Origin of the sequence: Lacihabitans sp. LS3-19 (assembly GCF_024343575.1) — a bacterium.
GTDB lineage: Bacteria > Bacteroidota > Bacteroidia > Cytophagales > Spirosomataceae > Leadbetterella.
Map to the genome: position 1 here is coordinate 351,586 of NZ_RJUA01000002.1, position 24,019 is coordinate 375,604.

Consider the following 24,019-nt stretch of genomic DNA (forward strand, 5'->3'; position numbering starts at 1 on the left):
ATCTATGCATGACGATTTGGTGTATGAAATCGCCCTAAACAAAATAGACGGAGTTGGTGGGGTATTGTTTAAGCAATTGCTGAATTCTTTTGGCTCTGCAAAAGAGGTTTTCGAAACACCGAATGCCAAACTTTTGAAAATTCCTAATTTGGGCAAAATCACCATAGACAAAATAAAAGCGAATGAAGAAGGTTTTCTTGAAGCTGAAACTATTGTAAAAGAAAGCTTAAAAAACAATATCAGGATTGTGAGTTTCAAACATCCTGATTACCCCAAAAAACTTAAAAATATCTTTGAAGCTCCTCCTTTGCTATATTTTAAAGGTAAAGGAAAATTAGATTATCCTAAATCTGTGGCAATAGTCGGCACAAGGGAAGCGTCAGAATACGGTAAAAAATCTACAGAGGAAATAGTGACTCAGTTGAAAGAGTATAATGTGCAGATAATAAGTGGTTTGGCATATGGTATTGACATTGCGGCACACAAAGCTGCCTTGAAAAATGGCCTTTCTACAGTGGGTGTTTTGGCCAATAGCTTAGAAACGGTTTACCCTAGTTTACATAAAAAAACTGCTAAAGAAATTGAAGAAACAGGTTTGCTAATATCTGAGCAGGCCTTCGGAACGCAAACCAAACCTTCGTTTTTTGTCGCTAGAAATAGGATAATAGCTGCACTTAGTGATGCCACTATTGTGGTGGAATCCGCGAGAAAAGGTGGCTCTATGGTAACTGCCGAGTATGCCAACAATTATAATAAAGAGGTTTTTGCGATTCCAGGCGGAATTTTTCAGAAATATTCAGAAGGTCCAAATTATTTGATTTCGAACAATAAAGCTCAGATTTTTACAAGTGTCCCTGATTTTGTGGAATGGATGAAGTGGGATGCTGAAAATGAAACCAAAGTAGTTGAAAAAACACCTTTGGATTTATCGAAATATACTCAAGATGAAAGTAAGGTATTGAGCCTGTTAATGCAAAATGGCGAAATGCTAATTGATGATCTTAGCTGGCATTCGCAGATTCATCCAAACAAATTGGCGAGTATTCTTCTCAATCTTGAATTTGCGGATATGGTGAAACAAAGTCCAGGAAAGAAATTTAAGTTGAGGTAATTTATCTTTTTCTGCTCACCATTATTTTTAAAACCCAGGCAAATAAGCCTGTCAATAACAGCAAGAGATTGTAGAGCATAAATCCCCATTTCATCAAACTAAAAGACGAGGCTAACTTTACAGCGAAGTCAATTTTTTCTGGATAGTTTATCGTAATAAAAGCCAAGCTTAAGTTTTCAAAAATATCTGCAATTCCGATTAGAAAAGGGAAGGCATTGAACCATTGGAAATAGTGATTTTTTGAGAATGAATTTCTAAAAAACAAGCTCAAAAGCATACTGAACGATATGCTATATACTATGGCATACAATAGGTCTATCAATAAACAATACACCAAAAGTGCATTTCTGCCTTTTAGCCCTATGGCTTCTAAAATCCCGTAAGTCTGAGTAGAATTGTAACCAAACCTCAATTCAAAAAGCGTTTGGGTTTTTAAAGGATCTATCAATGAAGACGAATACGGAATTATAAAAACCGCAAAAATGACTTGAGCTATAAACGCCAAAAGTATCATTTTTAGGCTTGCAGCATCACGCAAATAGTCTGAAAATCTTTTCAGATTTTGTATCATTTAATCATTAGGGTTTGTAAAAGCAATTTAGCTAATTTTGAAAGAAAATCGATTGCTAAATCCCTAAAAAAATTAAAAATTTAAACCCAAAGAAAAACCAAAGTTGGGTTGAACGCCTTCTTTTATTACGAAAGTCTCAATTGCGTTTGAATTTACATAATAATTATAGCCATTAGCTGGGCCATCATTTACCTCATTACTGATTTTTTTACTTATAAATCTTATTCCTCCACCTATGTAGGTATCAATATAAAGGTTTTGAAATAGTGTAAATTGCATTCCGATATTCATATTTGGCATAATTCCCAAATATGAAACTTTTCCGGTGTTTTTTGAAAGTTTATAAGTGGAATTTAATTTTGTGGTGTCAGGAATATATATATAACTGCTGTTGTCATAGTTATTTATGTTATATTCTAACTTTAACCCAGCCGATAGGTACACACCGAACTTTGCCTTTTCATTTATAAAAGTATATTTATCACCTGAGAAAAAACCAGGTACATAAAATCTTCTATCCACCGAAGCAGTGGCTCCCTGCCATTTATTGGTTTGTGTATATGGCGTGGAATTGCCAAAATTATCGTAATTATAAACCTCATTATCCTTATTTACATACCGTAAGCCAATGCCGAAAACCGTGCTTCTGGTTTGAGATTTATTAAATATTTCTTGATTAAAATTCATTGAACCAGTAATCAAGCTAAATGGTTGGAATTTAAAAATTTTAAGATTTTTCTCTTGAGCATTTGCAATTGAAACTGCAAAAAACACTAAGCTAAATAAATACTTTTTCATGTTTTTGTGTTTTGATTTTCGAAGGTAAACAGTAAACGACAAATTTACTATGATGTTTCTCATTCTTAATGGATTCTTTTACAATCATAATGGTTGGTATAATATTACAGCTAAAATTTTTAGCCTTTTTACGCTAATTTTTTGTTTATGCCTTATTGAAGTATCTTTGATTAAATAATTGATAAAATGAGTTTTTCTTTAATTTCTGATTTCAAACCTACAGGTGATCAACCTCAGGCTATAGAACAATTGGTGAAGTCTATAGAATCAGGCGAGCGAGCCAATGTGCTTTTGGGTGTAACTGGTAGTGGAAAGACTTTCACTATTGCCAATGTAATCCAGCAAATAGACCGGCCAGTTCTGATTTTGAGTCATAATAAGACCTTGGCGGCCCAGCTCTATGGAGAGTTTAAGCAGTTTTTTCCTGAAAACGCGGTTGAATATTTTATTTCTTACTACGATTATTATCAGCCGGAGGCTTTTATAGCTTCCACAAATACTTATATTGAGAAAGATTTGATGATCAATCAGGAGATTGACAAATTGCGTCTTTCAACGGTTTCGTCTTTGATGTCTGGTAGAAGAGATATTGTAGTAATTGCTTCTGTATCATGTATTTATGGTGCAGGTAATCCGAATGAATTTAAGCAAAGTATTGTAAAAGTAGAGGTAGGCGAAATTGTCAGCCGAAATAAGTTTTTATATAAACTTGTAGAAATTTTATATTCCAGAACCGAAATTGAGTTTTCGAGAGGGACATTTAGGGTAAAAGGCGACACGGTTGATATTTTTCCGGGCTATGCAGATTTTGCCTACCGAGTAATATTTTTTGGAGATGATATTGAGGAAATCCAGATGATTGAGCCCATTTCGGGCAAAAAAATAAAGAATGAAAAGAATATCGTAATTTTTCCTGCTAACCTCTTTGTGACTGGAAAAGACGTGATGCAAGAATCCATCAAGTTAATTCAAGACGATATGGTGGCTCAAATCAAGTATTTTGAAAGCGATGGTAGAGTAATGGAAGCCCAGCGAATTCAGGAAAGAACGGAGTTTGACCTTGAAATGATGAGGGAATTGGGTTATTGCAGTGGTATTGAGAACTATTCGAGATATTTTGACAAACGTAAAGCTGGAGAAAGACCCTTTTGTCTTTTGGATTATTTTCAAGATGATTTCCTTTTGGTAGTTGACGAAAGCCATGTAAGTATGCCGCAAATTAGGGCCATGTATGGTGGAGATAGGTCTCGTAAAACTTCTTTGGTTGAATATGGTTTTCGATTGCCTTCTGCATTAGATAATCGTCCGTTAACTTTTCAAGAGTTCGAGAATTTAACTCCACAAACGGTTTTTGTAAGTGCAACCCCATCTGATTATGAGCTTAATTTGGCTGGTGGAGTGGTAGTTGAGCAGATTATTCGTCCAACCGGGCTTTTGGATCCTGAGATTGACGTAAGACCGAGTTTGAATCAGATTGACGACCTTTTGGATGAAATAAATGGTAGAATCAAGAAAGATGAGCGAGTCTTGGTGACTACTTTGACCAAAAGAATGGCCGAAGAACTTAGCAAATATTTGGAGAGAGTTGGCATAAAAGGTAGATACATTCACTCCGAAATAAAAACCATGGAAAGGGTTGAAATTTTGCGAGAATTGCGTTTGGGCGTAATCGATGTTTTGGTGGGCGTGAATTTGTTGAGAGAAGGTCTCGATTTGCCTGAAGTATCTCTTGTGGCAATAATGGATGCTGACAAAGAAGGTTTTTTGAGAGATATTCGGTCCCTAATACAGACGATTGGTCGTGCGGCTCGTAACTCAAACGGTAAAGTGATAATGTATGCCGACCGAATGACAGGGTCTATGCAAAGGGCTATAGATGAGACCAATAGGCGGAGGATTATCCAAATGGAATACAATACAGAACATGGAATAACACCTACAACAATTCTTAAAAGCAAGGAAGCTATAATGGAACAAACGTCTATAGCTGACTTCAAACCAAGTACAAAAGGCTATTATGTAGAGCCTGATAGAATTAACATTGCTGCTGACCCTGTGATGGCCTATATGGGCAAACCTCAACTGGAAACAATGCTGAATGAGGCTAAAAAGAAAATGGAAAAAGCCGCCTCAGAATTGGATTTCCTTCAGGCAGCCCGATTCAGAGATGAAATGAACCAGCTGAAAGAGAGAATAGGGGAGTTGGTGTAGATTCTTGTTAAAAATATTTTGTATGGAACAATAATTGTTTCACTTTTAAAATCCTTCAGATTTAACTTTCTGAGGGATTTTTTTTATTTAATACCTACTGGAAAATCTCTAAATGTAGGAATTATGCAATAATTTTCAACAATCGTGTAACACCTTTAGCTGTAAAAAACCTCAATTTTGTTGAAAAACAAATTTCAATGAAAGTAGCTATTTTCAGTACAAAATATTACGAGAAAGAATATTTGGATCACGCAAATCTTGAAAATAAACACGATTTAACCTATTTTGAAGAGAGTTTGAATATACATACTGTGAGCCTTGCTGCTGGCTATGAGGCAGTTTCAGTGATGCTTTTGGATGATATTAGCGAAGAAACTATAGAAGCACTGTCACTCTTGGGTACCAAAGTTATAACACTTAGAAGTGCTGGTTTTGATAATGTGGACCTTGAAGCCGCCGAGAAATTCCATATGAAAGTGATGCGTGTTCCTGCATATTCGCCACAAGCTATCGCTGAGCATGCTGTTGCACTTATTCAAACCTTAAACAGAAAAACCCATAAAGCTTATAATAGAGTCAGAGAGAATAATTTTTCAATTGAAAATTTGATGGGTTTTAATCTTTTTGGAAAGACTGTTGGCGTAGTTGGTACAGGCAAAATCGGGAGGGCTTTTTGCAATATTATGCTGGGTTTTGGCTGTAAAATAGTGGCTTATGACATAAAAGAAAATTTGGAAATGAAACTCAAAGGGGTTGAATATAAGTCATTTGAGCTTCTATTGTTAGAGTCTGATATTATTTCTATTCACTGTCCTCTTACTGACGACACTCGACATCTTTTCAATAAAACTGCTTTTGATTTGATGTTGAAAGGCACCATGTTAATTAATACAAGCCGAGGAGCCGTAATTAACACCCTAGATGCCATAGAAGCTTTGAAAGATGGGCATTTGGGTTTTTTAGGTATAGATGTTTATGAAGGCGAAGAAAAGATTTTCTTTAAAGATTTATCTGATACTGTGGTCAAAGATGATACAATAGAACGCCTAATGTCATTTAATAATGTGTTGATCACGCCTCATTTGGCTTTTTTTACAAATGAAGCCGTCCGACAAATTGCTGAAATTACGCTTCAAAATATTTCTGATTTTGAGAGAGAACCAACTAGTAGAAATGAAATTATTATTAACCTCAAAAAAACAATTATTGAAATTTGATTCGAAACTTAAAAGTGATTTTTGAAAGTACGAAATATAAAATAAGTTTTTTGATTTGGAAATTTACATTGCCCAAAAAGAGGTATATGTGTAAGAAAAACCCAAAATTGTGTTAGTATTTCAAACGACTTTTTACCCACCTTTACATATTTAAAACTATTTGACATATAAAAATTAGGAAATGAAATCCAATGAAGAACTTCAAAAAGATGTACAAAATGCCCTAAAATGGGAACCGAAATTACAAGCTGCCGAGATTGGGGTAACTGTTAATAGCGGAATAGTGACTTTGACTGGTACAGTTGATAATTATTCTAAAAAAATCCATGCAGAAAATGCAGCTAAAAACGTGAGAGGTGTAAAAGTGGTCGTCGAAAAGATAGATGTAAATTTTGATACAAAATGGGCTAAAATAGACGATAATGACATAGCCAAAGAAATATTAAATTCCTTTAAATGGAACTGGCAAATTCCAAAAGACGAAATTCAAGTAAAGGTTGAAAATGGCTGGGTAACATTAGAGGGCATAACTACCTGGAACTATCAAAGAGATGCTGCTCTAGAAGCAGTAAAAAATCTCTCTGGAGTAAAAGGAGTTTCCAATAAGCTTACTATCAAATCGGAAAATGCAAATAGAATAGAAAAAGCCGAAATAGAAAGTGCAATAAATCGAAATGGGTCTATTCAGTATGAGGCTATAAATGTGGATGTTATGGACCATAAAGTAACCCTGACAGGTAATGTGACGTCGTGGAATCAAAAAGAGGAAGCTACTCAAATGGCATGGAGTGCTCCAGGCGTTTGGTTTGTTGAAAACGACCTCGAAATCGTTTTAAACTAAATGTGATACCAACTATTCACAAAAGATTTATTAAGTGTGAATTATGCAAATAAATAGCACAATTATGTAATACATTTTATTTGAATATCACCAACCTTTACGTCACATTTAAACCTCAATATTATGCCACTTGTAAATATTCTTGTCATTATTGTAGTTATTGGTTTTTTGCTTTGGATGATCAATACCTACATACCAATGGATAACAAAATCAAAAAGATTTTCAATATCGTGGTGGTAATTGCCGTCATTATTTGGCTTCTCAAAATACTTGGACTTTTTAATACCGTAATGAATTACAAAGTATAATATGAACAAGATTTTTAAAGGATTAATAGCGGGATACGGTGCCAAAAAACTTGGCAGTGGATGCTTCGGAATAGTTATCGTTTTTATTATCATTTGGGTAATTCTAGGGCAGTGTAAGTAATTGAAATATAATATTTTAACACGATTAATAAGGTTGGTTGATAATGCTGAATTCACATTGCGAAAAAAAATCCATACAATTTTCTTTATCATTATTAAAAATTAAAAAATATCATGGAACCAGAAATCGGAATTAACAAAAAACATTTAAATGCTACAGTCAAGCTTTTGGAAGTGATCCTATCAGATGAGGTGATACTTTACACTAAAACCAGGAAATTTCATTGGAATGTTACTGGTGAGAGTTTTATGGAATTGCATAGACTCTTCAAAACCCAATACATCGAATTAGAGGAAACTATTGACTTGGTGGCAGAGAGAATCGCAAAATTGGGAAATAAAGTTATTGGTACAATGAAAGAATTTTCTGATTTGACCAGATTGAAAGAACACCCAAATGCTTATCCTGAACAAAAAGAATTGTTGCATGAGCTTTTAAGTGACTATGAATCAGTAATTAAATTAATTCGGAAAGACATCGGAATATGCCAAGAAATTAACCACGATGCTGGTACAGCCGATTTTTTGACAGGATTAATAGAGCAACATGAAACTACCGCTTGGATATTAAGAAGATATTTGGAATAAGAAAATGAAGACTTTTTTAATTTTTATTACTATAATTCTAGGTTGCGTTATTTTAAACCAAATTTATAATATTATGTTTCCGAAAGATTCAAGGACGCAAGCTTATGATGTTGTGAAGAAATCAAAAGACTTTGAAATTCGATATTATCCTTCGGTAACCATGGCTACAATAAATTCGTCAGCCAAAACTTATAAAGAATTGGGGAATTCAGGTTTTAGGAAGCTTGCAGGTTATATTTTTGGAGGAAACGTGGGGAAAGTTCAAATAGCCATGACTTCGCCAGTTCACATGGATATCAACGATTTAAGCTCTTCAATGAGTTTTGTGATGCCAATGAACTTTAATAAAAGTAATTTGCCAAAGCCTAATAATCAAGAGGTAAACATTTCAACCACTACAGAAGAATATGTTGCTGCAATTCAATTTAACGGTTATGCATCTGACAAAGACATAAAACTTTATACCGAAAAGCTAGAAAATTCACTCAAAGCAGCTTCTATTAGTTATTACGGGCATTTTAGATTTTTGGGTTACAATGCACCTTATCAGTTTTTTGGTAGAAGAAATGAAATCATCGTAAGTGTAAATTGGGATAAACAATAAGAGATTTTGAAATTTAAATTAAACCACAAGTTTTGGAAAAGAAGTCATTAAATAAATTTTTAATTTCTAAGAAATTTGACACATTTTTCAATGAGCTTACCAATGTTTTTAGGTTTTTAGGATTGTATTTTAAAGAGACTTTTACTTCACCTTTTGAATGGAAAGAAACTGTCAATCAATGTTTTAATGTTGGGTATAAATCTCTTTCATTGGTTACTTTGACAGGCTTTATTATTGGTATCGTGTTTACAAAACAATCCAGACCTTCCTTGTCAACCTTTGGAGCTAGTTCCTGGTTACCATCGCTAATTTCTATTGCCATCGTTAGGGCATTGGCTCCATTGGTTACATCGCTTATTGCTGCTGGCAAAGTTGGTTCTAATATTGGAGCCGAGCTGGGTTCTATGAAGGTAACAGAGCAAATTGACGCTATGGAAGTTTCGGCCACCAATCCGTTTAAGTTTTTGGTGGTAACCAGAATCACGGCCACAACACTCATGATGCCTATTTTGGTACTTTATACTGGCCTAATGGGAATGTTGGGGGCATTTATAAACATCCACCAAAATGAATTGACAAGTTTCACGGCTTTTATAAAAAACGCATTTAGTACCATTTCGTTTTTGGATATTTACTCGTCTTTATTTAAGGCACTTTGCTATGGTTTTACTATTGGCGTGGCGGGTTGCTACCAAGGCTACACTGCTCAAAATGGCACCCAAGGCGTAGGTAAAGCCGCGAATGCTACCGTAGTGATAGCTATGTTTTTGATTTTTATAGAAGAAATGCTGATTGTCCAAGTGGTGAATGCCATAAGGTAAGAACTATATGAAACCAACTGAAACACCTGTGATCGAACTTAAAAACTTGAAAAAGTCTTTTGGCGATTTGGCTGTCCTGGAAGGTATTGATTTGACTTTGTTTAAAGGCGAGAATTTGGCAGTGTTGGGAAAGTCAGGAAGCGGTAAATCGGTTTTAATTAAAATTATTTCTGGACTTTTAAAACCAGATAGTGGACTAGTGAAAGTACTCGGTGAAGAAGTTAACAAAATCACACCGAAAGAGCTGCAAATATTAAGGTTGAAAATAGGGTTTTCGTTTCAAAACAGTGCTTTGTATGATAGTATGACTGTTAGAGAGAATCTCGCTTTTCCGCTAATTAGAACTCGACCAGAAATTACCAAAAAGGAGATAGATATGGCAATTGATAAAGTTTTAGAAGATGTTGGTCTTTCAAATACAATAAATCAGATGCCTTCTGAGCTATCTGGAGGGCAAAAAAAAAGGATAGGAATTGCCAGAACGGTGATTTTGAATCCCGAAATTATGCTTTATGACGAGCCCACATCTGGATTAGATCCAATTACTTGTCTGGATATCAATGATTTAATTCTTCAGGTTCAACAGGAATATCAAACTACTTCTATAATAATTACGCATGATTTGACATGTGCAAAAATGACAGCTAATCGCGTAACGATGATTTCGGAGGGTAAATTTTTGAAAACAGGCTCATTTGAGGAGCTTTTTGCAATGGACAATCAAGACATTCGATCATTTTATAACTACAATTTCACCCATGAAAAATAAACGAACGGTCATAGTTGGAATTTTTATATTTATTGGCTTAATCATATTCGCCATTACTATTTTGACACTCGGTGGCCAGAAAAAAACCTTTGTTAAATCTTTCCCTATACACGCAATTTTTAATGATGTAAATGGCCTTTTGGATGGAGGAAATGTGTGGTTTTCTGGCGTAAAAGTGGGAACCGTAAAAAAAATTGCTTTTCATGGAGATTCTGATGTTGAGGTCACGATGAATATTGACCTAAATGCTGAGTCGCACATTCACAAAGATGCCAAGGCAAAAATTGGCTCCGATGGTCTAATCGGAAACAAAATAGTAATTATTTATGGTGGAACTTTAGCATCTCCACAGGTAAAAAAGAATGATTTTTTGGCAGTAGAAAATGGCCTTAGTACCGACGATATGATGGCTACACTTCAAGCCAACAACAAGAATTTGATGGAAATTACGACTGATTTCAAAAACATTAGTAGAAAAATTGACTCTGGAAAAGGTATATTGGCTACTTTATTAAACGATCCGGCACTTTCGTCCAAGATACAAGTTTCGGCCACTGATTTACAAGCAACATTGGCAAATTTGAAAACGGTGTCTGAAAGTAGCAAAGAAGTTTTAGGAAATCTTCAGGCTTTTTCAGGCAAAATGAACACCAAGGGGAACTCGATAAATGATTTAGCTACTGACACTTTGATGTATCAAAAGATAAAACTTACCATCAATCAATTAAATGTAGCCTCTGGTTCATTGAATAAACTTACGGAGAATTTGCAAATGGCAAGTGAGAAATTCAACCAAAAAAACAATACGGTTGGCTTGTTGTTAAATGATGCTTCAACGGCTAAATCAATGGAAGCTACGCTAAAAAACCTCGAATCAGGCAGTAAAAAGCTAGATCAAGACTTAGAAGCTTTGCAACATAATATTTTTTTTCGAGGATTTTTTAAGAAGAAAAAATAGAATTTAATCAATCAATCCAATCTCTTTTGCATGCTTAATAGCTATTTCTGTATGAGCAAAAAGGCAAGTTGGGATATCAAGATTTCGAAGGATTTCTATTGCAATTTTTTCTTTTTTTTGAAGAACATTTCTGATATAGATGGCTATAATACGATTCGGGTATTTGTTAACTATTTCGGAATATATCGCAGGGTCAGCTTGTGAATTGTCGCCAAGAAGCACAAATTTCTGATTTGGAAAAGCATCTAAAACTCTAAAAACTCTAGATAATTTGCCGTAATGTTTGGTTTTTCCTGATTTGAAAACTTGAAACCATCTTTTCATTTCACTTAACAGAAAAATCCCTTTTGGAAGACCGTTGTGTTTGAAAAAATCGTTGAGGTCATTATACAGATTCCATTCGCTGCTCGACACATAAAAAAACGGATTTAGCAAATCTGGTGTAGTGTGCGAAACAGCCAGGAGGTTGTAAAATTTCACCACGTCAGCAAATGTTTTCCGGCTTCTTGGGTTTTTGGTAAACATTATCCTCAGTTTTTTGCCAGTTTGAGCAGAATGTGAGACCAAAACAGTATCGTCAATGTCTGAAATGAATCCAAACTGGGTAGCATTCGGGATGTAAAGTTTCCCGATTTCATTGGCTAATATTTGATTTTCTTCATTCAAAACATTGATTTTTAAAGGTTGCCAGCCCGAAAGTTCTTGAATTGGAGAATGCCATTCAAACTTAAAAAAACCGTCTGATTCTGTGACAGAATCTATTTTTTGGTCTTTCCAGATGAGTTGTACAGGTTGATTTGCAATTGGCTTGACCATAAAAAGTCTTGCTAAATGTAGGATGTTATAAAGAAGGCATTTATTATATTTTCTTTTAGGGATAGGATTACCACTCATCACATGACCAAACACAAAATAGCTGTCACTGTTTCCGTATCCATGATAAATCTTAATATTTATTTTGTGTTTCATATTCAGCAAGTTACGAAACAAACCTTCAAATCAATTTATTATTTTTTATGAAAAAGTCGAAAATTTTATTTGTATTAAACCCTAACGCAGGTAAGACTCCTTATGATTGGAAAAATAAGATAAAGGCTTTTTTTGTTGGCAAAAATTTCGAAATTTCTATAATTAGACTTTTAAAAAAAGAATTTTTAGAGGAATTTCTAAATATTGAAGCTGGAAGATTAAAACCTGATATTTTAGTGGCAGTGGGAGGAGATGGAACCGTGAAATTGGTGGCCGAATGTGCGTTTAAAAAACAATTGATTTTGGGTATTATTCCGACAGGCTCAGCTAATGGTCTCGCAAGAGAGTTGGGAATAGATTTAAATCCAACCGTAGCACTTGATAATTTGCTCCTAAACAAAACCAAAAGAATTCATCTGATCAATATCAATAATAACATTTGTGCACATTTAAGTGATATTGGCTTAAATGCATATGCTATGAAAAAGTTTAAATTTGGCAAAATAAGAGGCTTTCTGGGTTATTTTCTTGACTTTTTGAAGGTTTTGAGGCTTAATCCAAAAATGGACATAGAAATGAAAATTAATGGCGAGATTATTAAAATTATAGCTGAGATGGTGGTAATTGCCAATGGCACCTGCTATGGAAATGGTGCAGTAATTAATCCGCTTGGAAATCTTAGGGATAACCTTTTCGAAATCATTGTCATTAAAGAAATATCACTACAAGAGGTTTTCAAAATGATATTTTCACATGCAGTTTTTGATATAAATAAAACCGAAATTTATCAAACAGATCACTTTTCAATGCATTCCGAAGAAAAAGTCCACTTTCAAATCGATGGTGAGTATATGGGCAAAGTAAATCAAATAAATGCTGAACTACTGCCATCAGCTATTGAGGTTTTGGTTCCTTGAATTGAGGTTTTTGTTTTCTTCAAAATGTGAGAAAGATGTAAACATTTCTGAAAGTTGTGTAACACTTTAGGTCTGGGTTATTCTGACCTTTACGTCTATTCTGATATCAAACCTACTTATTGGTTTTTAATGATTTAGAATATTTCATCAAATACTTAATTCTTATGAAAACTATACTGTTTCCAACTGATTTTAGCCCAAATGCTGTTCATGCCTCAAAATTTGCAGCTGAACTTGCCCGGAAATTAGATGCAAAACTTATTCTACTTCATTGTTTTACAGTACCGGCAAGTTTCGAAAATATGATTTCAAATGATATAGCAAACTCAATTCAGCTTGTGGAAGAAGTTGTTACTAATAATCTTAAAAGTTTCACTTTGGAATTATTGAAAGATTCTGGTTTGCCAGAAGTTCAAGTGCAACAAGTGGTTGATTATGGATTTGTTACAGATGGAATTCTTGTCACTGCAAAGAAATATAAAGTTGATTTTATAGTAATTGGAACAAAAGGAGCTTCTAATTTTTTGGATAAATGGATAGGATCCACAACAATCAATATTGTCCACAAAGCTTTATGTCCGGTTTGGGTGGTACCTGAGAAAGCGTCTTTAGATTTTCCGAGTAAAATTTTATACGCTGCTGATTATAAAGAAAATGAAGTGATAGCTACAAGTTTTATGATTGATTTAGATAGGCTTTTGGGTACATCCACAACCGTTGTACATGTTAAAGATTATTTTGACCAAGAGATTCAATCAAAAGATCAAAAAATCACTGATAAACTAGAGCAGGTTTTTGAAATGGAAGATATAGTATTTGAAGATATAATACATTTGCATATTATAAAAGGTTTGGAAAACTATATCAAAAGATACCAAATGGATGTTTTGGCTATGGCTATTCACGATAAATCGATGTTTACGAAACTTTTCAATACCAGTGTTTCTAATCATTTTTTGCAGGATTCAAACCATATAATGCTCACTTTTAGAAATTAATATGCCTAAATTCCATGTTTTATTAGATTCTGGATTTGCTAAAGTCTCAAATTTTGCAACCGAGGTATTGAGCAATACTTACTCATTTATTTTAGCTATAATCCTAGTGGTATTTTGGCTATTCAATAGAGATTTCAATCCATTGGCCGTCAATGAATTGATTCGAGATTTTATCCATGGTGCATCATTTTTGAGCTTATTTATTATTCAAAAATCATTCAATCATTTTTCCGCTGCTTTGCATTTGAAAGTCAACGAGATAGTTTCATCAAACGATTTAACAAACAATGCAGTTATAAATGCCGAAACAAAAACCGAACATGAAATAGAGGAATTGCAAAAAGAGTACACAGACTTGGCTGATCAAGTAGAGCACGATGAAAAACTTAATGAAGAAAAATGATAGATTCAATAAAGTTAGTTTTGGATGAAGTAGGCCAGATTTTTCATTTTATTGGAAGGTTTTTTAAGCAAATTAGAAAAGCACCATTTGAAGCGAGAGAATTTTTGCACCAATGCTACATTATTGGGTATAAATCTTTTCCATTGGTAGCTATTACTGGCTTTATTATGGGTATGGTTTTGGCTATTCAAACTCGCCCGACGCTCTCTAGTTTTGGTGCAGAATCATGGTTGCCTGGCATGGTAGCTTTGTCATTGATTCGCGAGATTTCCCCTGTTATCACTGCCTTGGTTTGTGCAGGTAAAGTTTCATCAGGCATAGGGGCGGAGCTTGGCTCTATGAAAGTAACCAATCAGATAGACGCTATGGAGGTTTCAGCCATAAATCCATTCAATTATTTGGTGGTTACACGGATTTTGGCATCTACTATTATGATTCCCATTTTGGTTGTTTTGGCGGATGGTGTAAGTGTTTTCGGAGGTTTTGTAGGCGTAAACATTCATTCAGATGTCAATCTTTACGGTTATTTTTCCAAAGTATTAGAATCACTCTCTTTCGAAGACATCGTTCCAGCTATTATAAAAACCTTCTTTTTCGGATTTGTTATTGGTTCAGTAGGTTGTTTTCAAGGTTATAATGCCTCCCGAGGTACCGAAAGCGTGGGAAAGGCAGCAAATTCAGCAGTTGTGGTAGCTTCACTTTCTATTTTCATTATTGATTTGTTGGCAGTTCAGATTGCCGATTTGATTTTTACAAAATAAAGAAATAATGAACATTTCAAAAAATATAGAATCCAAAACAATTATTCCTCCGCTTATTCAAAAAAGTGAAAAAGCTGATGGATTAGAAAATTCAATAAATAATGAATCTGCTGAAAATGTCGTAGAAATTAGAAATCTTTTTGTGTCTTTTGGCAAAAAAAATAAAGTACTCAAAGGGCTTAATTTGCATCTTGAAAAAGGCGAAAGTTTAGTGGTGTTAGGAAAGTCTGGATCAGGCAAGTCTGTAGCTATTAAGAGTTTAGTAGGTTTGGTAAGGCCTGACAAAGGCGTATTGGATGTTTTTGGTAAGGATGTCTGTAAATTAGATTTGGATGGTTTAAATAAGATTCGACTTAGAATTGGTTTTTTGTTTCAAAACGGTGCCTTATATGACTCTATGACCGTAAGAGAGAACCTCGCTTTTACTTTTTTGAGACATACAAAAAGAAATTATTCCAAAGAAATTGACGAAAAAATACTGGCAACATTAGAAAGTGTAGGATTGGAAAAGGCCATAGATAAATTTCCTTCTGAGCTCTCTGGAGGTATGAAAAAACGGGCAGGTTTAGCAAGGATTCTTATTTTGAAACCTGAACTGATGCTATATGATGAGCCAACAACTGGCTTGGATCCAATAACTTCTAGAGAAATAAGTGAATTAATCAAATCTATTCAGGCCAAATATAATACTTCTTCTATCATCATTACCCACGATTTGGCATGTGCAAAATCCACTGCGAACCGGGTGGTAATCTTAAAAGACGGCATAATAGGGGCGGAGGGAACTTATGAAGAACTGGAACAATGTGAGGATGAATGGGTTCGGTCATTTTTTGAATAAATAAAGCACAAATATGAAAAAGGACTCTGGAAATACTTGGAAACTGGGCTTGCTGGTTTTAGCTGGCTTACTGTTATTGGTCATTACCATTTATTATGTGGGAAAACAAAAACACATGTTTGGCTCAACTTTTAACCTAAAATCTCATTTTAAAAACGTGAATGGCCTAAAAGAGGGTAATAATGTTCGTTTTTCGGGTATAAACATAGGTACAGTGGACGAAATTATGATGATTTCTGATTCTTCAGTTTTGGTAAACTTATTAATAGACTCAAAATTTCAAAAATTTATTAAGACCGACGCACGAGCAAGTGTTGGTTCAGAAGGCTTGGTGGGTGATAAAGTTTTGGTGATATATCCAGGTACACATGGACATTTGCCTATAAAAAACAATGGTATAATAGCTTCCGTACAATTAATGGATATGGAAGATTTGATGGAAAAATTAAATATTAGTGTTACCAATATTAGCTTGATTTCAGACGAATTGGTGCATTTTACTTATAAAATCAATCATGGAAACGGAATGCTGAGGAAAATAATATCTGATGAAGAATTTTCAAAAAGCTTTAATGTTACTATGTCCAATTTGGCAAATAGTTCAGATGAATTTTCGAAGTTTTCAACAAAAATGAACTCAAAGAAAGGAGCTTTGAATAAGCTTTTGAGCGACGAAGGTTTTAGCCAGTCACTTGATTCCACAATGTACAATCTCCAAACAAGTTCCAAAGGTTTTAGCGATAATATGGAAGCATTAAAAAATAGTTTTTTGCTGAGAAATTATTTTGACAAAAAAGAGAAAATTGAAGATAAAACAAAAACTGAAAAGTTTAGATTTAGAGATTTGAAATGGTCTGATTTATTTAAAAGAGACAATTCAGTTTCTGTACCTGATTCATTATAATGTGTGAATGATGCAACATTAATACTTTATTGTGTAACGTAGGAAATACACAATTTCCCACCTTTGCAGGGTAAGAAATAGACATCAATTTTGAAAATGTATTTCTGTAAGGTGTTGATTTTTAGAAAATAAAGTAATTAAGAAAATGAAAAAAATAATTTTAGTTATTGCAGTTTTAATCTACTTATTTCAACCCAATTCAGTAAAAGCACAAGTTAAGTTTGGATTAAATATTAATATAGCAACACAGCCGATTTGGGGTCCAGCAGGCAATGACTACGTAAATTATTATTATTTGCCAGATATTGATATTTTTTATAACGTGCCAAGACACAAATATGTATTTGTGCAAAATCGGAAGTGGATATTTTCAGATATTTTGCCATATGAATACAGAAATTACAATCTTTATAGTGGCTACAAAGCTGTTATAAACGAGGATAAACCATATAAAAATGCGGCAATGTATCGTACAAAATATGCATCATACAAAGGGAATCACGATTTGAACAATATTCGAAATAGCAGGGAACTGAAGTATTTTGAAAACCCAGATCATCCAGACCATCCAAAATGGGCGAAGACACATCCCCAGAATGGAAATTCAAAAAGTAAAAAAACATCAAAAGGGAAAAAAATACGAAAACATTAAGATTCGCAAATTACGAAAATCCATGAATTTGTTTAAATACGTTTCTAGAAAAACACAGCTTTTATCACCTTTAATAATAATATCATGAGCAATTTACTTTATCTAATCGCAGTCGTTTTAATCATTTCTTGGGCTGTAGGTTTTTTCGCCTATGGTGCAGGAGGGCTTATTCATGTTTTGTTAGTAATAGCTATAGTAGCTGTGCTTTTAAGGCTTATATCAGGAAGGAAAATTTTAAAATAACAACACATTTTTTAACAAACAAGATTATGAACAAAGGAAAAGTAGTATTAGGAATGGTCGCCTCTCTGGCGGTAGGAACTATGGTAGGTTTGCTTTTTGCCCCCGAAAAAGGCTCTAGATTGAGAAGACGAATTGCAGATAAAGGAGAGGATTATGTAGACGCATTGAAAAATAAAATGGAAGAATTTGCAGAAAACGTCAATAAAAAATCTCAAAATGCAATCCATGACGTGGAAAAGATGATAAGCAAAGCCACAATGAATTTTGAAGATTCCAAAAAAGATCATAAAGTTGTGGATGTAAATTCAAAAAGCTGAATTTTAATAAAACTAGTAATTTCCAAAGGTTTCTTATACTTCTAGACAGGAGGCCAAAGGGCAAGATTAATATGAATGAAATAACAATAGAAACAATTTTTGAAAAAGCCCAGAATTTTAGCAATTCAACTTTTGAATTATTGAGTTTAAAGGCAATTGATAAATCCGCCAATTTGATGTCTTCATTAGTAGCTCGGATTTTGGTTATTATTGTCATTCTTTTCTTTTTTATCAATATTAACATTGCTTTAGCACTTTGGCTTGGCGAGGTTTTGGGAAAAACCTATTATGGATTTTTTGCTTTTTCAATTTTATACGTATTTCTTGGTGTTTTTATTCTCCCGAGAATTTACCAAAAACTAAAAAAAGAAGTAAGGGTAGAATTTATAAAAACGCTGCTTGAAGAAACAAATCTAAATGAAAATACGCCATGAGAAATGCCTCGGATGCTCTTGTAGAGAGGATTTATTACCTTGAAAATGCCAGAAATGAAGACTTGTTTTTGCTGAAAGAGGAAATTTCAATGGCAGGCGATAAGCTAAAGCCAATAAATTTAATCAAAAATACAATTCAGGATGTGGCTTTTATTCCGAACATAAAAGGAAATCTTTTGAGCATGGTTTTGGGTTTTGGAGTAAAATGGATTTCAAGTAGGTTTTTAGGTTCTAGACTTTAGGGATTTTAAACATAAGTTTATTTAAGACTATAACTAAATGAAACACCTCATACTTTTAAGAGAATGAGGTGTTTTTGTTATAATATACATCTTGCTTTTGCATTATTTAATTTATCATTCTGGTAAAGCGTGTAATAACTCTAAACCAGTAGAAGATCTAGCCTTGAAGCCTTCCCAAGTTTTGTCGTTTGAGTTTGTCGGAAGATTTAAATATTTGTTATTGTCTTCTTTTTTAAGATGAATTCCTAAGAATGCCGTGACAAAATGTTGATTTATGTTATTGATTCTTCGCTCATTCCATGAGGGCTCAGCGTATCTATAGTACTCGTCAAAATGTAAACCTGGCTGCGTAGACTCCGCCGGAGGAGGATTAGGAGCTACATTATGCCTGGCGTTCATATAGGTCAATAAATACCTTTCGGTGTTTGTTACGCCATTATAAATTGCTTTTATCCCTTTTTCATAACCCGAAATATCATCCTGACTTCCAGCCACAAAAAATGTCGGTACCTTCAATCCTTTCATGCTTTCTGCATCCCAAACACCTCGCTCCATTCCCCAAGGAGCAAAAGCCACCACTGCTTTTACTCTAGCATCTATACTTTTTTGGTAAGCCTCATTTGAGCCAATTCTTACCTCAAGAGCAGTACTGCCACCAGTCAATGCTCCAAAAAGTTTCAATGAATTATCACTATAACCAGCTCCTGCTACATTTAAAACACCATATCCACCCATTGAATAGCCTATCAAACCTGTATTTTCAGCATCAATCAGACCTTTTAATTCATTCTTTGTATTATTGAGCTCAGCCATTTGATTTAACACAAAAAGGATATCTTTTGAACGATTCAATAAAGTACTCGGAAATCCTGCGGCATCTCTAAAAGTTGATTCTGCATGATCTATTGCCGCTACAATATATCCCTTAGAAGCCAAGTTTTCTGTTAGATAGGTCAATAAAAACCTAGAGCCCAAATAGCCATGGGATACTATTATTAAGGGAAATTTGCCATCTTTGCTTATTGGAGACGCATCTCTCAAAGCTCTTCCTTTAAACTGAAAAGGAATCAAAGGCCTTTTCGGATCATTTGAAGAACCCATAACTTCATCGTAGCTTATCATTTCTATTTGACCAGCAGGAATATTTGCTGGATACCAAACCTCAACTTTAAGTTTCCTGTCGTACAATACCTCATTGTCTTTTTTGGAGTTTAAAATATCTATTTGGTTTTTGTTGATAAATTCTAAGGTTTTAACGCCTACTTTATAATTACCTCTTTTGGCTAATTCAGGTGCGTCAGGCAATGCATCTCCGTATATAAATTCCGTTTTTTGTGCAAAAATATCGTTTGTTGAAAACAGAAGTAGAATAATGAAAAAGGAGTAAATCGATTTTGATATCATTTGTATTTAAGGTTTTTGTTTTAACAAATATCATGAATAAATGTTCATAAATAAAAAAGCCTTCTCAAAATTAATCTGAGAAGGCTTCACTAAGGTTTTTATAAATTAATTTTTTGGCACCAAAACACCTTCAGCCACAAAAGTCAGCTCAGTTTTAGGCTCGGTAATTTTAGCAATTTCTTCTTTTGATTTGCCTGCGTCTTCAGCATAATGTTGTAATTCAGCCACACTTGTGCTTTTTACCGCAGGTATTCCTTCAAAAACGACTTTTTTGCCAGCAATGTCTTTAGGCACAAAAAAACCATAGTCTTTAAAAGTAACACGCATAGTTTGTCCGTCTGCAGTTTTGATTTTCATCCAACACCCAGCTGCCTGACATACAGATTCTACTTCACCTTCAATTTTTACAGGCTTGGCATCCAAGTCTTTTTTACCTACCAAAGTTGCCGCTTCTTGGCTGCCTTTTGCCTTGATTTTTTTGCCAAAAGAATCATAGTTTTGAGAAAAGCCAACAAGTGAGATGGCAGAAAGGAAAGTTAAAATAATTAATTTTTTCATTTTTGTTGATCAATTTATTACCTCAAGCCATCCTTTACAGGTTTGGCCAATTGGTATCGTTAATAAATAATAATACGTTCCACCTTTGATATTATTTCCCCAGTCATTTTGATAAGAGAAGTTTTCATAGATTTTTTTACCCCAATTATCGAAAATCTGTAAGGTACCTGCTGGATATCCAACTACAAAAGTATCATTTTTTTTGTCATTATTTGGTGTAACTACATTAGGAATTATTCCGTCATAGGCTTTTATGTCTACATTTTTTGAAAACTCAAAAACACAAGATGCCTCACTAAAACCTTGTAATAGCACATTGGTATTTAGATTGTTTTTTAAAGTTAAAGTGGGCGTACTTTCTAAAGCGGCTTCATTGCCAAATTTCCAAACATAGCTTTTCGCTCCCGAACTATTATTGGTAAAAACCACCTCGGAAGGCTTATTGCAAGCATATTTATATTCAAAATCAAAATCAAGTTTTACACTCTCATCCACAGTTATTTTTACTGCCTTTTGCGGTACACAACCGTCAGGATATATAGCTTTTACGATATATGTACTTGTTTTTGAGGGTTTTATTGTGATTGAGTTTTGAGTGGAATCTCCGATGCTTTCGCCCGACCAAACAAATTCCTCAGCCAAACCTGTGGAGGTTAAAGTAATACTATTTCCTTTGCATATAGTCGAATTATTGCTTGCTTTAAAATCCTCTTTGTCGTTCACTACATTAATATTTACCGGTAAAGTTACCGTACATTCTTCATTGCTTATGGCCACTTCAAAAACCTGCGAATTGGTCACTTTTGTACTTACTTTTGGTAATTTATTATTTCCAAAAAAATTAGCTGGTGTCCATTGATATGTCAGTCCTCCATTGGCTTCCATACTTACAGTGCCTCCTGGACAAACCGTCGTGTCGCCTATGGCGGAATGATTAAACGCTTTTACTTTTAAAAATCTGGTGGTAGAATCAACCGCTTTGCAGGTTATTTTGTTGTAAGCTACGAGTTTGACCTTATATGTTCCAGAGTCTGAAAAAGTATAGTTTATGTTTTCGGCGATGGAGATTTTTTGGTTATTAAGGTACCATTCAAAGTTTTCGCCACCCGAAGTATTGTTTTTGAAATCTATTTTAGCTGGAGCACAAACTTGTTCAGGGTTTAAAATCGAACCGTCTTTTAAATCAAATTTTGCATCTAGTCCGTCCAGATTAAATTTAAAAGCTGCCATATTACAATTTCCATTTCTGTGATTAGGCTCTACAGCATTTTTTAGAGGAAAATCAACAAAATCAAAAGACTTACAAACACAAGCCGAATGATAAATAACGCCTTTTTTGTCAAACCTACAAGTTCCACCATCTAAGTGATCTCCTCGTTCGTCTTCCAAATTGGAAGGAGGTGTTGATCCGAAAAATGTTCCATATAGCAGCGATTTTAAACCCTTTTCGAAGATGGCAAAGTAATAATTATTTCCAGAGGTGGTTTTGCTGAATGCGTTATCCGTCACGGGAAGACCTTTTGTCGTGCTGTTTTTATTGTAGCCATGTTCGGAGTTTATTTTTCCGCCCCAGCCAGATACATAAATATTGCCGCAATCATTCACCATAAATGCTGTAGGGACAATGTCCACATAGCCTATTTGCCTTCCGGTTCCGAAAACAGTAGAAAATTTTGAACTTGAAAGGTTATTACTGAAACAATGGATAAACTGACCACTTTTTGGGTTTTGATACACGCCAGCACTAATAGGATATTCGCCAGTGGTTGAGCCTAAAACATATACATTTCCATCCAAATCAAGGTCAACAAGGTAGGCGATGTCGCCTTTTGAAGTACCAACGTATGTGGCAGAAATTATTTTTTGATTTTCAATTTTCATCAAAAAACCTTCCGTATCGCCTCCTAATGACTTTTTTAAAGCCGAACTGCTAACTGGAAAATCTTTGCTTAGTGTAGCTCCACAAACATAAATAGCACCTGCCTTGTCTACCCTTATGCCGTATGCTGCATCGTAATTGTTGCCGCCTATAAATGTACTGAATAACATTTGTTTGCAATCAGGGCTAAGTTTAAAAACTACGGCATCATAAGTCGATTTTTTGGTTTGAATAGGCGAAAACAAAGGGAAATCAGACGATGTAGAAACTGATGCAACATAGATGTTGTCATTTTGGTCCGCATAAACTTCCCCCCTAAATTCATCTCCATAGTTTAGAATATCCAAGGCTCTGTAGTCATGTATACCGTCATTTTCGTTCCCTCCAACAAAAGTTGAGCCTAGTAGCTTATCACCATTTTCAGACAATAGCGTCACGAAAATATCTGTTCCAGAAAAAAATGTAATATTGGTGGTAATAGGTGGGCCGTTGAGGATTGAGCCACCATTAAAACTCTCATCAAATGAATCGCGGGTAACTGGGAAAGTTGAAGAAGAAGTAGTCCCGAAAACGATTAGCTGATCTTTGGAATTTGCAATCAAGCTTATCGGAACTTCGGATTCGTTGCCTCCTAGAAAAGTAGAATACAAAATTTCTTTCCCGTCTGATGAATATTTAACTATCACTATATCAGTTCGATAGCCTGTGTTGTTAGAAGTTGAGGCTCCTCCAGCTTGAGGCTGAGCAGCATTCAAACTAACTGGGAAGTTTATACCAAAAACTGTTCCTGCAGCATAGGTATTGCCTTTGGAGTCAAATGTGGCGGAATGTGACCAATTGTCGGAGTTTGAGCCTGAAAATGTACTAAAAACTAGTTCAGGATCAATAATAAGGGTTTGAGATTTATCATAATCCGCTATTTCAAAGGCCACATAATCATCTTGTTTTCTGAAAGCCGATGCAATCTTTTTTTTCTTGTTTTCAGATAATTGATAAGTAAAAGGTTGAAACTCTTTAATTAAACCAAAAGCCGTTTTTAAGACCAATTCTTTATTTTCAATCGCTACCTCACTTGCTCCATTGTATTTTAGTTTTATTTGATTGATATCAGCTCCGGGTTTTACAATGTACTCATATTTAAGGGATTGGTCGGTGCTATACATTCTAAAGTCTATACCGTCATAGATATTGTCAAGGTAAACTTCCTCAAAAGCTGGCACCTGACTTTTCCAGTTTTCGGGGTTGTTGTCGATGAAAAAGTTGAAAAATTGCTTGGGTTTTACTTCTTTTTTTGAAAAAACACAGGTGTTTTTAAATTTCACTTCAATGTTTTGGCTAGAAAAACCTTTACGAGAATTTCGGTTTAAATCAAAGTGAGGAGACTTTTCGTAAAGTTGAAATAATAGACCCTCATCAGTAATCCAAAGTTGCCCAGACGGAATAGAAGTTCTAAATAAAACATTTTCAGGCCATTGTCCTTTGTTTTTTATAAAAACAAAGGGACTCGCCAAGACTTTGGTAAAACCCGTCAACAATAAAAGCAACAAAAGGAATCTTGGCATCAAATTTCAAATTACAC

27 protein-coding genes are annotated in these 24,019 nt (G+C 34.5%); 21 read left to right on the forward strand and 6 right to left on the reverse strand.

Translation table 11 applies throughout. From position 1 onward, the window contains the following. The first annotated feature begins 4 nt into the window (after window positions 1-4). Window positions 5-1,111 carry a DNA-processing protein DprA gene (gene dprA, locus EGI22_RS03830; RefSeq protein ID WP_255066533.1) on the forward strand — a complete coding sequence of 369 codons (1,107 nt, stop codon included), beginning with the start codon at window positions 5-7 and terminating at the stop codon, window positions 1,109-1,111. 1 nt (window position 1,112) lies between these two features. Here dprA and EGI22_RS03835 read toward each other — a convergent pair whose 3' ends face one another. Both EGI22_RS03835 and EGI22_RS03840 read right to left on the reverse strand, forming a co-directional pair. After that, a complete protein-coding gene (locus tag EGI22_RS03835; RefSeq protein ID WP_255066534.1) occupies window positions 1,113-1,682 on the reverse strand; it encodes a hypothetical protein in 570 nt (189 codons plus the stop codon). Between the two features lie 72 nt (window positions 1,683-1,754). Further along, entirely contained in the window at window positions 1,755-2,480 is a 726-nt protein-coding gene (locus EGI22_RS03840; RefSeq protein ID WP_255066535.1) for a hypothetical protein, read from the reverse strand. Between the two features lie 186 nt (window positions 2,481-2,666). On the opposite strand from EGI22_RS03840, the gene uvrB reads away from it, so the two are divergent. The 9 genes from uvrB to EGI22_RS03885 all read left to right on the forward strand — a co-directional run bounded on the left by uvrB (window position 2,667) and on the right by EGI22_RS03885 (window position 10,918). Continuing rightward, window positions 2,667-4,691, forward strand: a complete 2,025-nt coding sequence (uvrB, locus tag EGI22_RS03845) for an excinuclease ABC subunit UvrB (RefSeq protein WP_255066536.1) — start codon at window positions 2,667-2,669, stop codon at window positions 4,689-4,691. Between the two features lie 197 nt (window positions 4,692-4,888). Next, the gene (locus EGI22_RS03850) at window positions 4,889-5,908 is read left to right on the forward strand and encodes a 2-hydroxyacid dehydrogenase (RefSeq protein ID WP_255066537.1); all 1,020 of its coding nucleotides are present in this window, start codon (window positions 4,889-4,891) and stop codon (window positions 5,906-5,908) included. A gap of 181 nt (window positions 5,909-6,089) precedes the next feature. Then, window positions 6,090-6,749, forward strand: coding sequence for a BON domain-containing protein (locus tag EGI22_RS03855; RefSeq protein WP_255066538.1), 660 nt, complete (start codon window positions 6,090-6,092; stop codon window positions 6,747-6,749). A 177-nt stretch (window positions 6,750-6,926) separates the two neighbouring features. Next, window positions 6,927-7,058 carry a Thivi_2564 family membrane protein gene (locus EGI22_RS24100; RefSeq protein ID WP_369010864.1) on the forward strand — a complete coding sequence of 44 codons (132 nt, stop codon included), beginning with the start codon at window positions 6,927-6,929 and terminating at the stop codon, window positions 7,056-7,058. Between the two features lie 234 nt (window positions 7,059-7,292). After that, window positions 7,293-7,766, forward strand: a complete 474-nt coding sequence (locus EGI22_RS03865; RefSeq protein ID WP_255066540.1) for a Dps family protein — start codon at window positions 7,293-7,295, stop codon at window positions 7,764-7,766. A gap of 73 nt (window positions 7,767-7,839) precedes the next feature. Next, window positions 7,840-8,370, forward strand: coding sequence for a heme-binding protein (locus tag EGI22_RS03870; protein WP_255066541.1), 531 nt, complete (start codon window positions 7,840-7,842; stop codon window positions 8,368-8,370). Window positions 8,371-8,402: 32 nt separating this feature from the next. Then, complete coding sequence (locus EGI22_RS03875) at window positions 8,403-9,191, forward strand: ABC transporter permease (protein ID WP_255066542.1); 789 nt, start codon at window positions 8,403-8,405, stop codon at window positions 9,189-9,191. Between the two features lie 7 nt (window positions 9,192-9,198). Further along, the gene (locus EGI22_RS03880) at window positions 9,199-9,960 is read left to right on the forward strand and encodes an ABC transporter ATP-binding protein (protein WP_255066543.1); all 762 of its coding nucleotides are present in this window, start codon (window positions 9,199-9,201) and stop codon (window positions 9,958-9,960) included. Beyond that, window positions 9,950-10,918 carry an MlaD family protein gene (locus tag EGI22_RS03885; RefSeq protein WP_255066544.1) on the forward strand — a complete coding sequence of 323 codons (969 nt, stop codon included), beginning with the start codon at window positions 9,950-9,952 and terminating at the stop codon, window positions 10,916-10,918. Before EGI22_RS03880 ends, EGI22_RS03885 begins: the two co-directional genes overlap by 11 nt. Window positions 10,919-10,921: 3 nt before the next feature. Here EGI22_RS03885 and EGI22_RS03890 read toward each other — a convergent pair whose 3' ends face one another. Continuing rightward, complete coding sequence (locus EGI22_RS03890; RefSeq protein WP_255066545.1) at window positions 10,922-11,887, reverse strand: App1 family protein; 966 nt, start codon at window positions 11,885-11,887, stop codon at window positions 10,922-10,924. A gap of 47 nt (window positions 11,888-11,934) precedes the next feature. On the opposite strand from EGI22_RS03890, the gene EGI22_RS03895 reads away from it, so the two are divergent. From EGI22_RS03895 to EGI22_RS03945, 11 genes are all read left to right on the forward strand, one after another. Then, entirely contained in the window at window positions 11,935-12,804 is an 870-nt protein-coding gene (locus EGI22_RS03895; RefSeq protein WP_255066546.1) for a diacylglycerol kinase family protein, read from the forward strand. Window positions 12,805-12,968: 164 nt separating this feature from the next. Continuing rightward, window positions 12,969-13,802, forward strand: coding sequence for a universal stress protein (locus EGI22_RS03900; RefSeq protein ID WP_255066547.1), 834 nt, complete (start codon window positions 12,969-12,971; stop codon window positions 13,800-13,802). A gap of 1 nt (window position 13,803) precedes the next feature. Further along, window positions 13,804-14,205, forward strand: a complete 402-nt coding sequence (locus tag EGI22_RS03905; protein ID WP_255066548.1) for a low affinity iron permease family protein — start codon at window positions 13,804-13,806, stop codon at window positions 14,203-14,205. Then, on the forward strand, window positions 14,202-14,966 hold the full coding sequence (locus EGI22_RS03910; protein ID WP_255066549.1) for an ABC transporter permease: 765 nt from the start codon (window positions 14,202-14,204) through the stop codon (window positions 14,964-14,966). The genes EGI22_RS03905 and EGI22_RS03910 overlap by 4 nt, the downstream gene beginning before the upstream one ends. A 7-nt stretch (window positions 14,967-14,973) precedes the next feature. Further along, window positions 14,974-15,807, forward strand: a complete 834-nt coding sequence (locus tag EGI22_RS03915; RefSeq protein ID WP_255066550.1) for an ABC transporter ATP-binding protein — start codon at window positions 14,974-14,976, stop codon at window positions 15,805-15,807. A 13-nt stretch (window positions 15,808-15,820) separates the two neighbouring features. After that, window positions 15,821-16,711 carry an MlaD family protein gene (locus EGI22_RS03920; RefSeq protein WP_255066551.1) on the forward strand — a complete coding sequence of 297 codons (891 nt, stop codon included), beginning with the start codon at window positions 15,821-15,823 and terminating at the stop codon, window positions 16,709-16,711. 145 nt (window positions 16,712-16,856) lie between these two features. Then, on the forward strand, window positions 16,857-17,363 hold the full coding sequence (locus EGI22_RS03925) for a hypothetical protein (RefSeq protein ID WP_255066552.1): 507 nt from the start codon (window positions 16,857-16,859) through the stop codon (window positions 17,361-17,363). Window positions 17,364-17,447: 84 nt separating this feature from the next. Continuing rightward, window positions 17,448-17,606, forward strand: coding sequence for a lmo0937 family membrane protein (locus EGI22_RS03930; RefSeq protein ID WP_255066553.1), 159 nt, complete (start codon window positions 17,448-17,450; stop codon window positions 17,604-17,606). A 26-nt stretch (window positions 17,607-17,632) separates the two neighbouring features. Then, a complete protein-coding gene (locus EGI22_RS03935; protein ID WP_255066554.1) occupies window positions 17,633-17,923 on the forward strand; it encodes a YtxH domain-containing protein in 291 nt (96 codons plus the stop codon). Window positions 17,924-17,994: 71 nt separating this feature from the next. After that, window positions 17,995-18,357 (forward strand): hypothetical protein, encoded by a 363-nt coding sequence (locus EGI22_RS03940; protein WP_255066555.1) that lies wholly within the window; start codon window positions 17,995-17,997, stop codon window positions 18,355-18,357. Continuing rightward, window positions 18,354-18,599 carry a hypothetical protein gene (locus EGI22_RS03945; protein ID WP_255066556.1) on the forward strand — a complete coding sequence of 82 codons (246 nt, stop codon included), beginning with the start codon at window positions 18,354-18,356 and terminating at the stop codon, window positions 18,597-18,599. The genes EGI22_RS03940 and EGI22_RS03945 overlap by 4 nt, the downstream gene beginning before the upstream one ends. Before the next feature lie 114 nt (window positions 18,600-18,713). On the opposite strand, the gene EGI22_RS03950 is transcribed toward EGI22_RS03945, so the two are convergent. From EGI22_RS03950 to EGI22_RS03960, 3 genes are all read right to left on the reverse strand, one after another. Next, window positions 18,714-20,003 carry a dienelactone hydrolase gene (locus EGI22_RS03950; protein ID WP_255066557.1) on the reverse strand — a complete coding sequence of 430 codons (1,290 nt, stop codon included), beginning with the start codon at window positions 20,001-20,003 and terminating at the stop codon, window positions 18,714-18,716. 105 nt (window positions 20,004-20,108) lie between these two features. Beyond that, complete coding sequence (locus EGI22_RS03955; RefSeq protein WP_255066558.1) at window positions 20,109-20,561, reverse strand: DUF4920 domain-containing protein; 453 nt, start codon at window positions 20,559-20,561, stop codon at window positions 20,109-20,111. A gap of 9 nt (window positions 20,562-20,570) precedes the next feature. After that, complete coding sequence (locus EGI22_RS03960) at window positions 20,571-24,002, reverse strand: gliding motility-associated C-terminal domain-containing protein (protein ID WP_255066559.1); 3,432 nt, start codon at window positions 24,000-24,002, stop codon at window positions 20,571-20,573. Window positions 24,003-24,019 lie beyond the last annotated feature (17 nt).

Excerpts from the sequence above, each read along its gene's own strand:
- EGI22_RS03935 (WP_255066554.1), top strand. The coding sequence starts at position 17,633 with ATGAACAAAGGAAAAGTAGTATTAGGAATGGTCGCCTCTCTGGCGGTA.
- dprA (WP_255066533.1), top strand. The coding sequence starts at position 5 with ATGCATGACGATTTGGTGTATGAAATCGCCCTAAACAAAATAGACGGA.
- EGI22_RS03850 (WP_255066537.1), top strand. The coding sequence starts at position 4,889 with ATGAAAGTAGCTATTTTCAGTACAAAATATTACGAGAAAGAATATTTG.
- EGI22_RS03840 (WP_255066535.1), bottom strand. The coding sequence starts at position 2,480 with ATGAAAAAGTATTTATTTAGCTTAGTGTTTTTTGCAGTTTCAATTGCA.
- uvrB (WP_255066536.1), top strand. The coding sequence starts at position 2,667 with ATGAGTTTTTCTTTAATTTCTGATTTCAAACCTACAGGTGATCAACCT.
- EGI22_RS24100 (WP_369010864.1), top strand. The coding sequence starts at position 6,927 with ATGATCAATACCTACATACCAATGGATAACAAAATCAAAAAGATTTTC.
- EGI22_RS03885 (WP_255066544.1), top strand. The coding sequence starts at position 9,950 with ATGAAAAATAAACGAACGGTCATAGTTGGAATTTTTATATTTATTGGC.
- EGI22_RS03960 (WP_255066559.1), bottom strand. The coding sequence starts at position 24,002 with ATGCCAAGATTCCTTTTGTTGCTTTTATTGTTGACGGGTTTTACCAAA.
- EGI22_RS03900 (WP_255066547.1), top strand. The coding sequence starts at position 12,969 with ATGAAAACTATACTGTTTCCAACTGATTTTAGCCCAAATGCTGTTCAT.
- EGI22_RS03910 (WP_255066549.1), top strand. The coding sequence starts at position 14,202 with ATGATAGATTCAATAAAGTTAGTTTTGGATGAAGTAGGCCAGATTTTT.
- EGI22_RS03925 (WP_255066552.1), top strand. The coding sequence starts at position 16,857 with ATGAAAAAAATAATTTTAGTTATTGCAGTTTTAATCTACTTATTTCAA.
- EGI22_RS03835 (WP_255066534.1), bottom strand. The coding sequence starts at position 1,682 with ATGATACAAAATCTGAAAAGATTTTCAGACTATTTGCGTGATGCTGCA.
- EGI22_RS03890 (WP_255066545.1), bottom strand. The coding sequence starts at position 11,887 with ATGAAACACAAAATAAATATTAAGATTTATCATGGATACGGAAACAGT.
- EGI22_RS03915 (WP_255066550.1), top strand. The coding sequence starts at position 14,974 with ATGAACATTTCAAAAAATATAGAATCCAAAACAATTATTCCTCCGCTT.
- EGI22_RS03945 (WP_255066556.1), top strand. The coding sequence starts at position 18,354 with ATGAGAAATGCCTCGGATGCTCTTGTAGAGAGGATTTATTACCTTGAA.
- EGI22_RS03940 (WP_255066555.1), top strand. The coding sequence starts at position 17,995 with ATGAATGAAATAACAATAGAAACAATTTTTGAAAAAGCCCAGAATTTT.
- EGI22_RS03950 (WP_255066557.1), bottom strand. The coding sequence starts at position 20,003 with ATGATATCAAAATCGATTTACTCCTTTTTCATTATTCTACTTCTGTTT.
- EGI22_RS03905 (WP_255066548.1), top strand. The coding sequence starts at position 13,804 with ATGCCTAAATTCCATGTTTTATTAGATTCTGGATTTGCTAAAGTCTCA.
- EGI22_RS03880 (WP_255066543.1), top strand. The coding sequence starts at position 9,199 with ATGAAACCAACTGAAACACCTGTGATCGAACTTAAAAACTTGAAAAAG.
- EGI22_RS03865 (WP_255066540.1), top strand. The coding sequence starts at position 7,293 with ATGGAACCAGAAATCGGAATTAACAAAAAACATTTAAATGCTACAGTC.
- EGI22_RS03895 (WP_255066546.1), top strand. The coding sequence starts at position 11,935 with ATGAAAAAGTCGAAAATTTTATTTGTATTAAACCCTAACGCAGGTAAG.
- EGI22_RS03920 (WP_255066551.1), top strand. The coding sequence starts at position 15,821 with ATGAAAAAGGACTCTGGAAATACTTGGAAACTGGGCTTGCTGGTTTTA.
- EGI22_RS03855 (WP_255066538.1), top strand. The coding sequence starts at position 6,090 with ATGAAATCCAATGAAGAACTTCAAAAAGATGTACAAAATGCCCTAAAA.
- EGI22_RS03955 (WP_255066558.1), bottom strand. The coding sequence starts at position 20,561 with ATGAAAAAATTAATTATTTTAACTTTCCTTTCTGCCATCTCACTTGTT.
- EGI22_RS03930 (WP_255066553.1), top strand. The coding sequence starts at position 17,448 with ATGAGCAATTTACTTTATCTAATCGCAGTCGTTTTAATCATTTCTTGG.
- EGI22_RS03870 (WP_255066541.1), top strand. The coding sequence starts at position 7,840 with ATGTTTCCGAAAGATTCAAGGACGCAAGCTTATGATGTTGTGAAGAAA.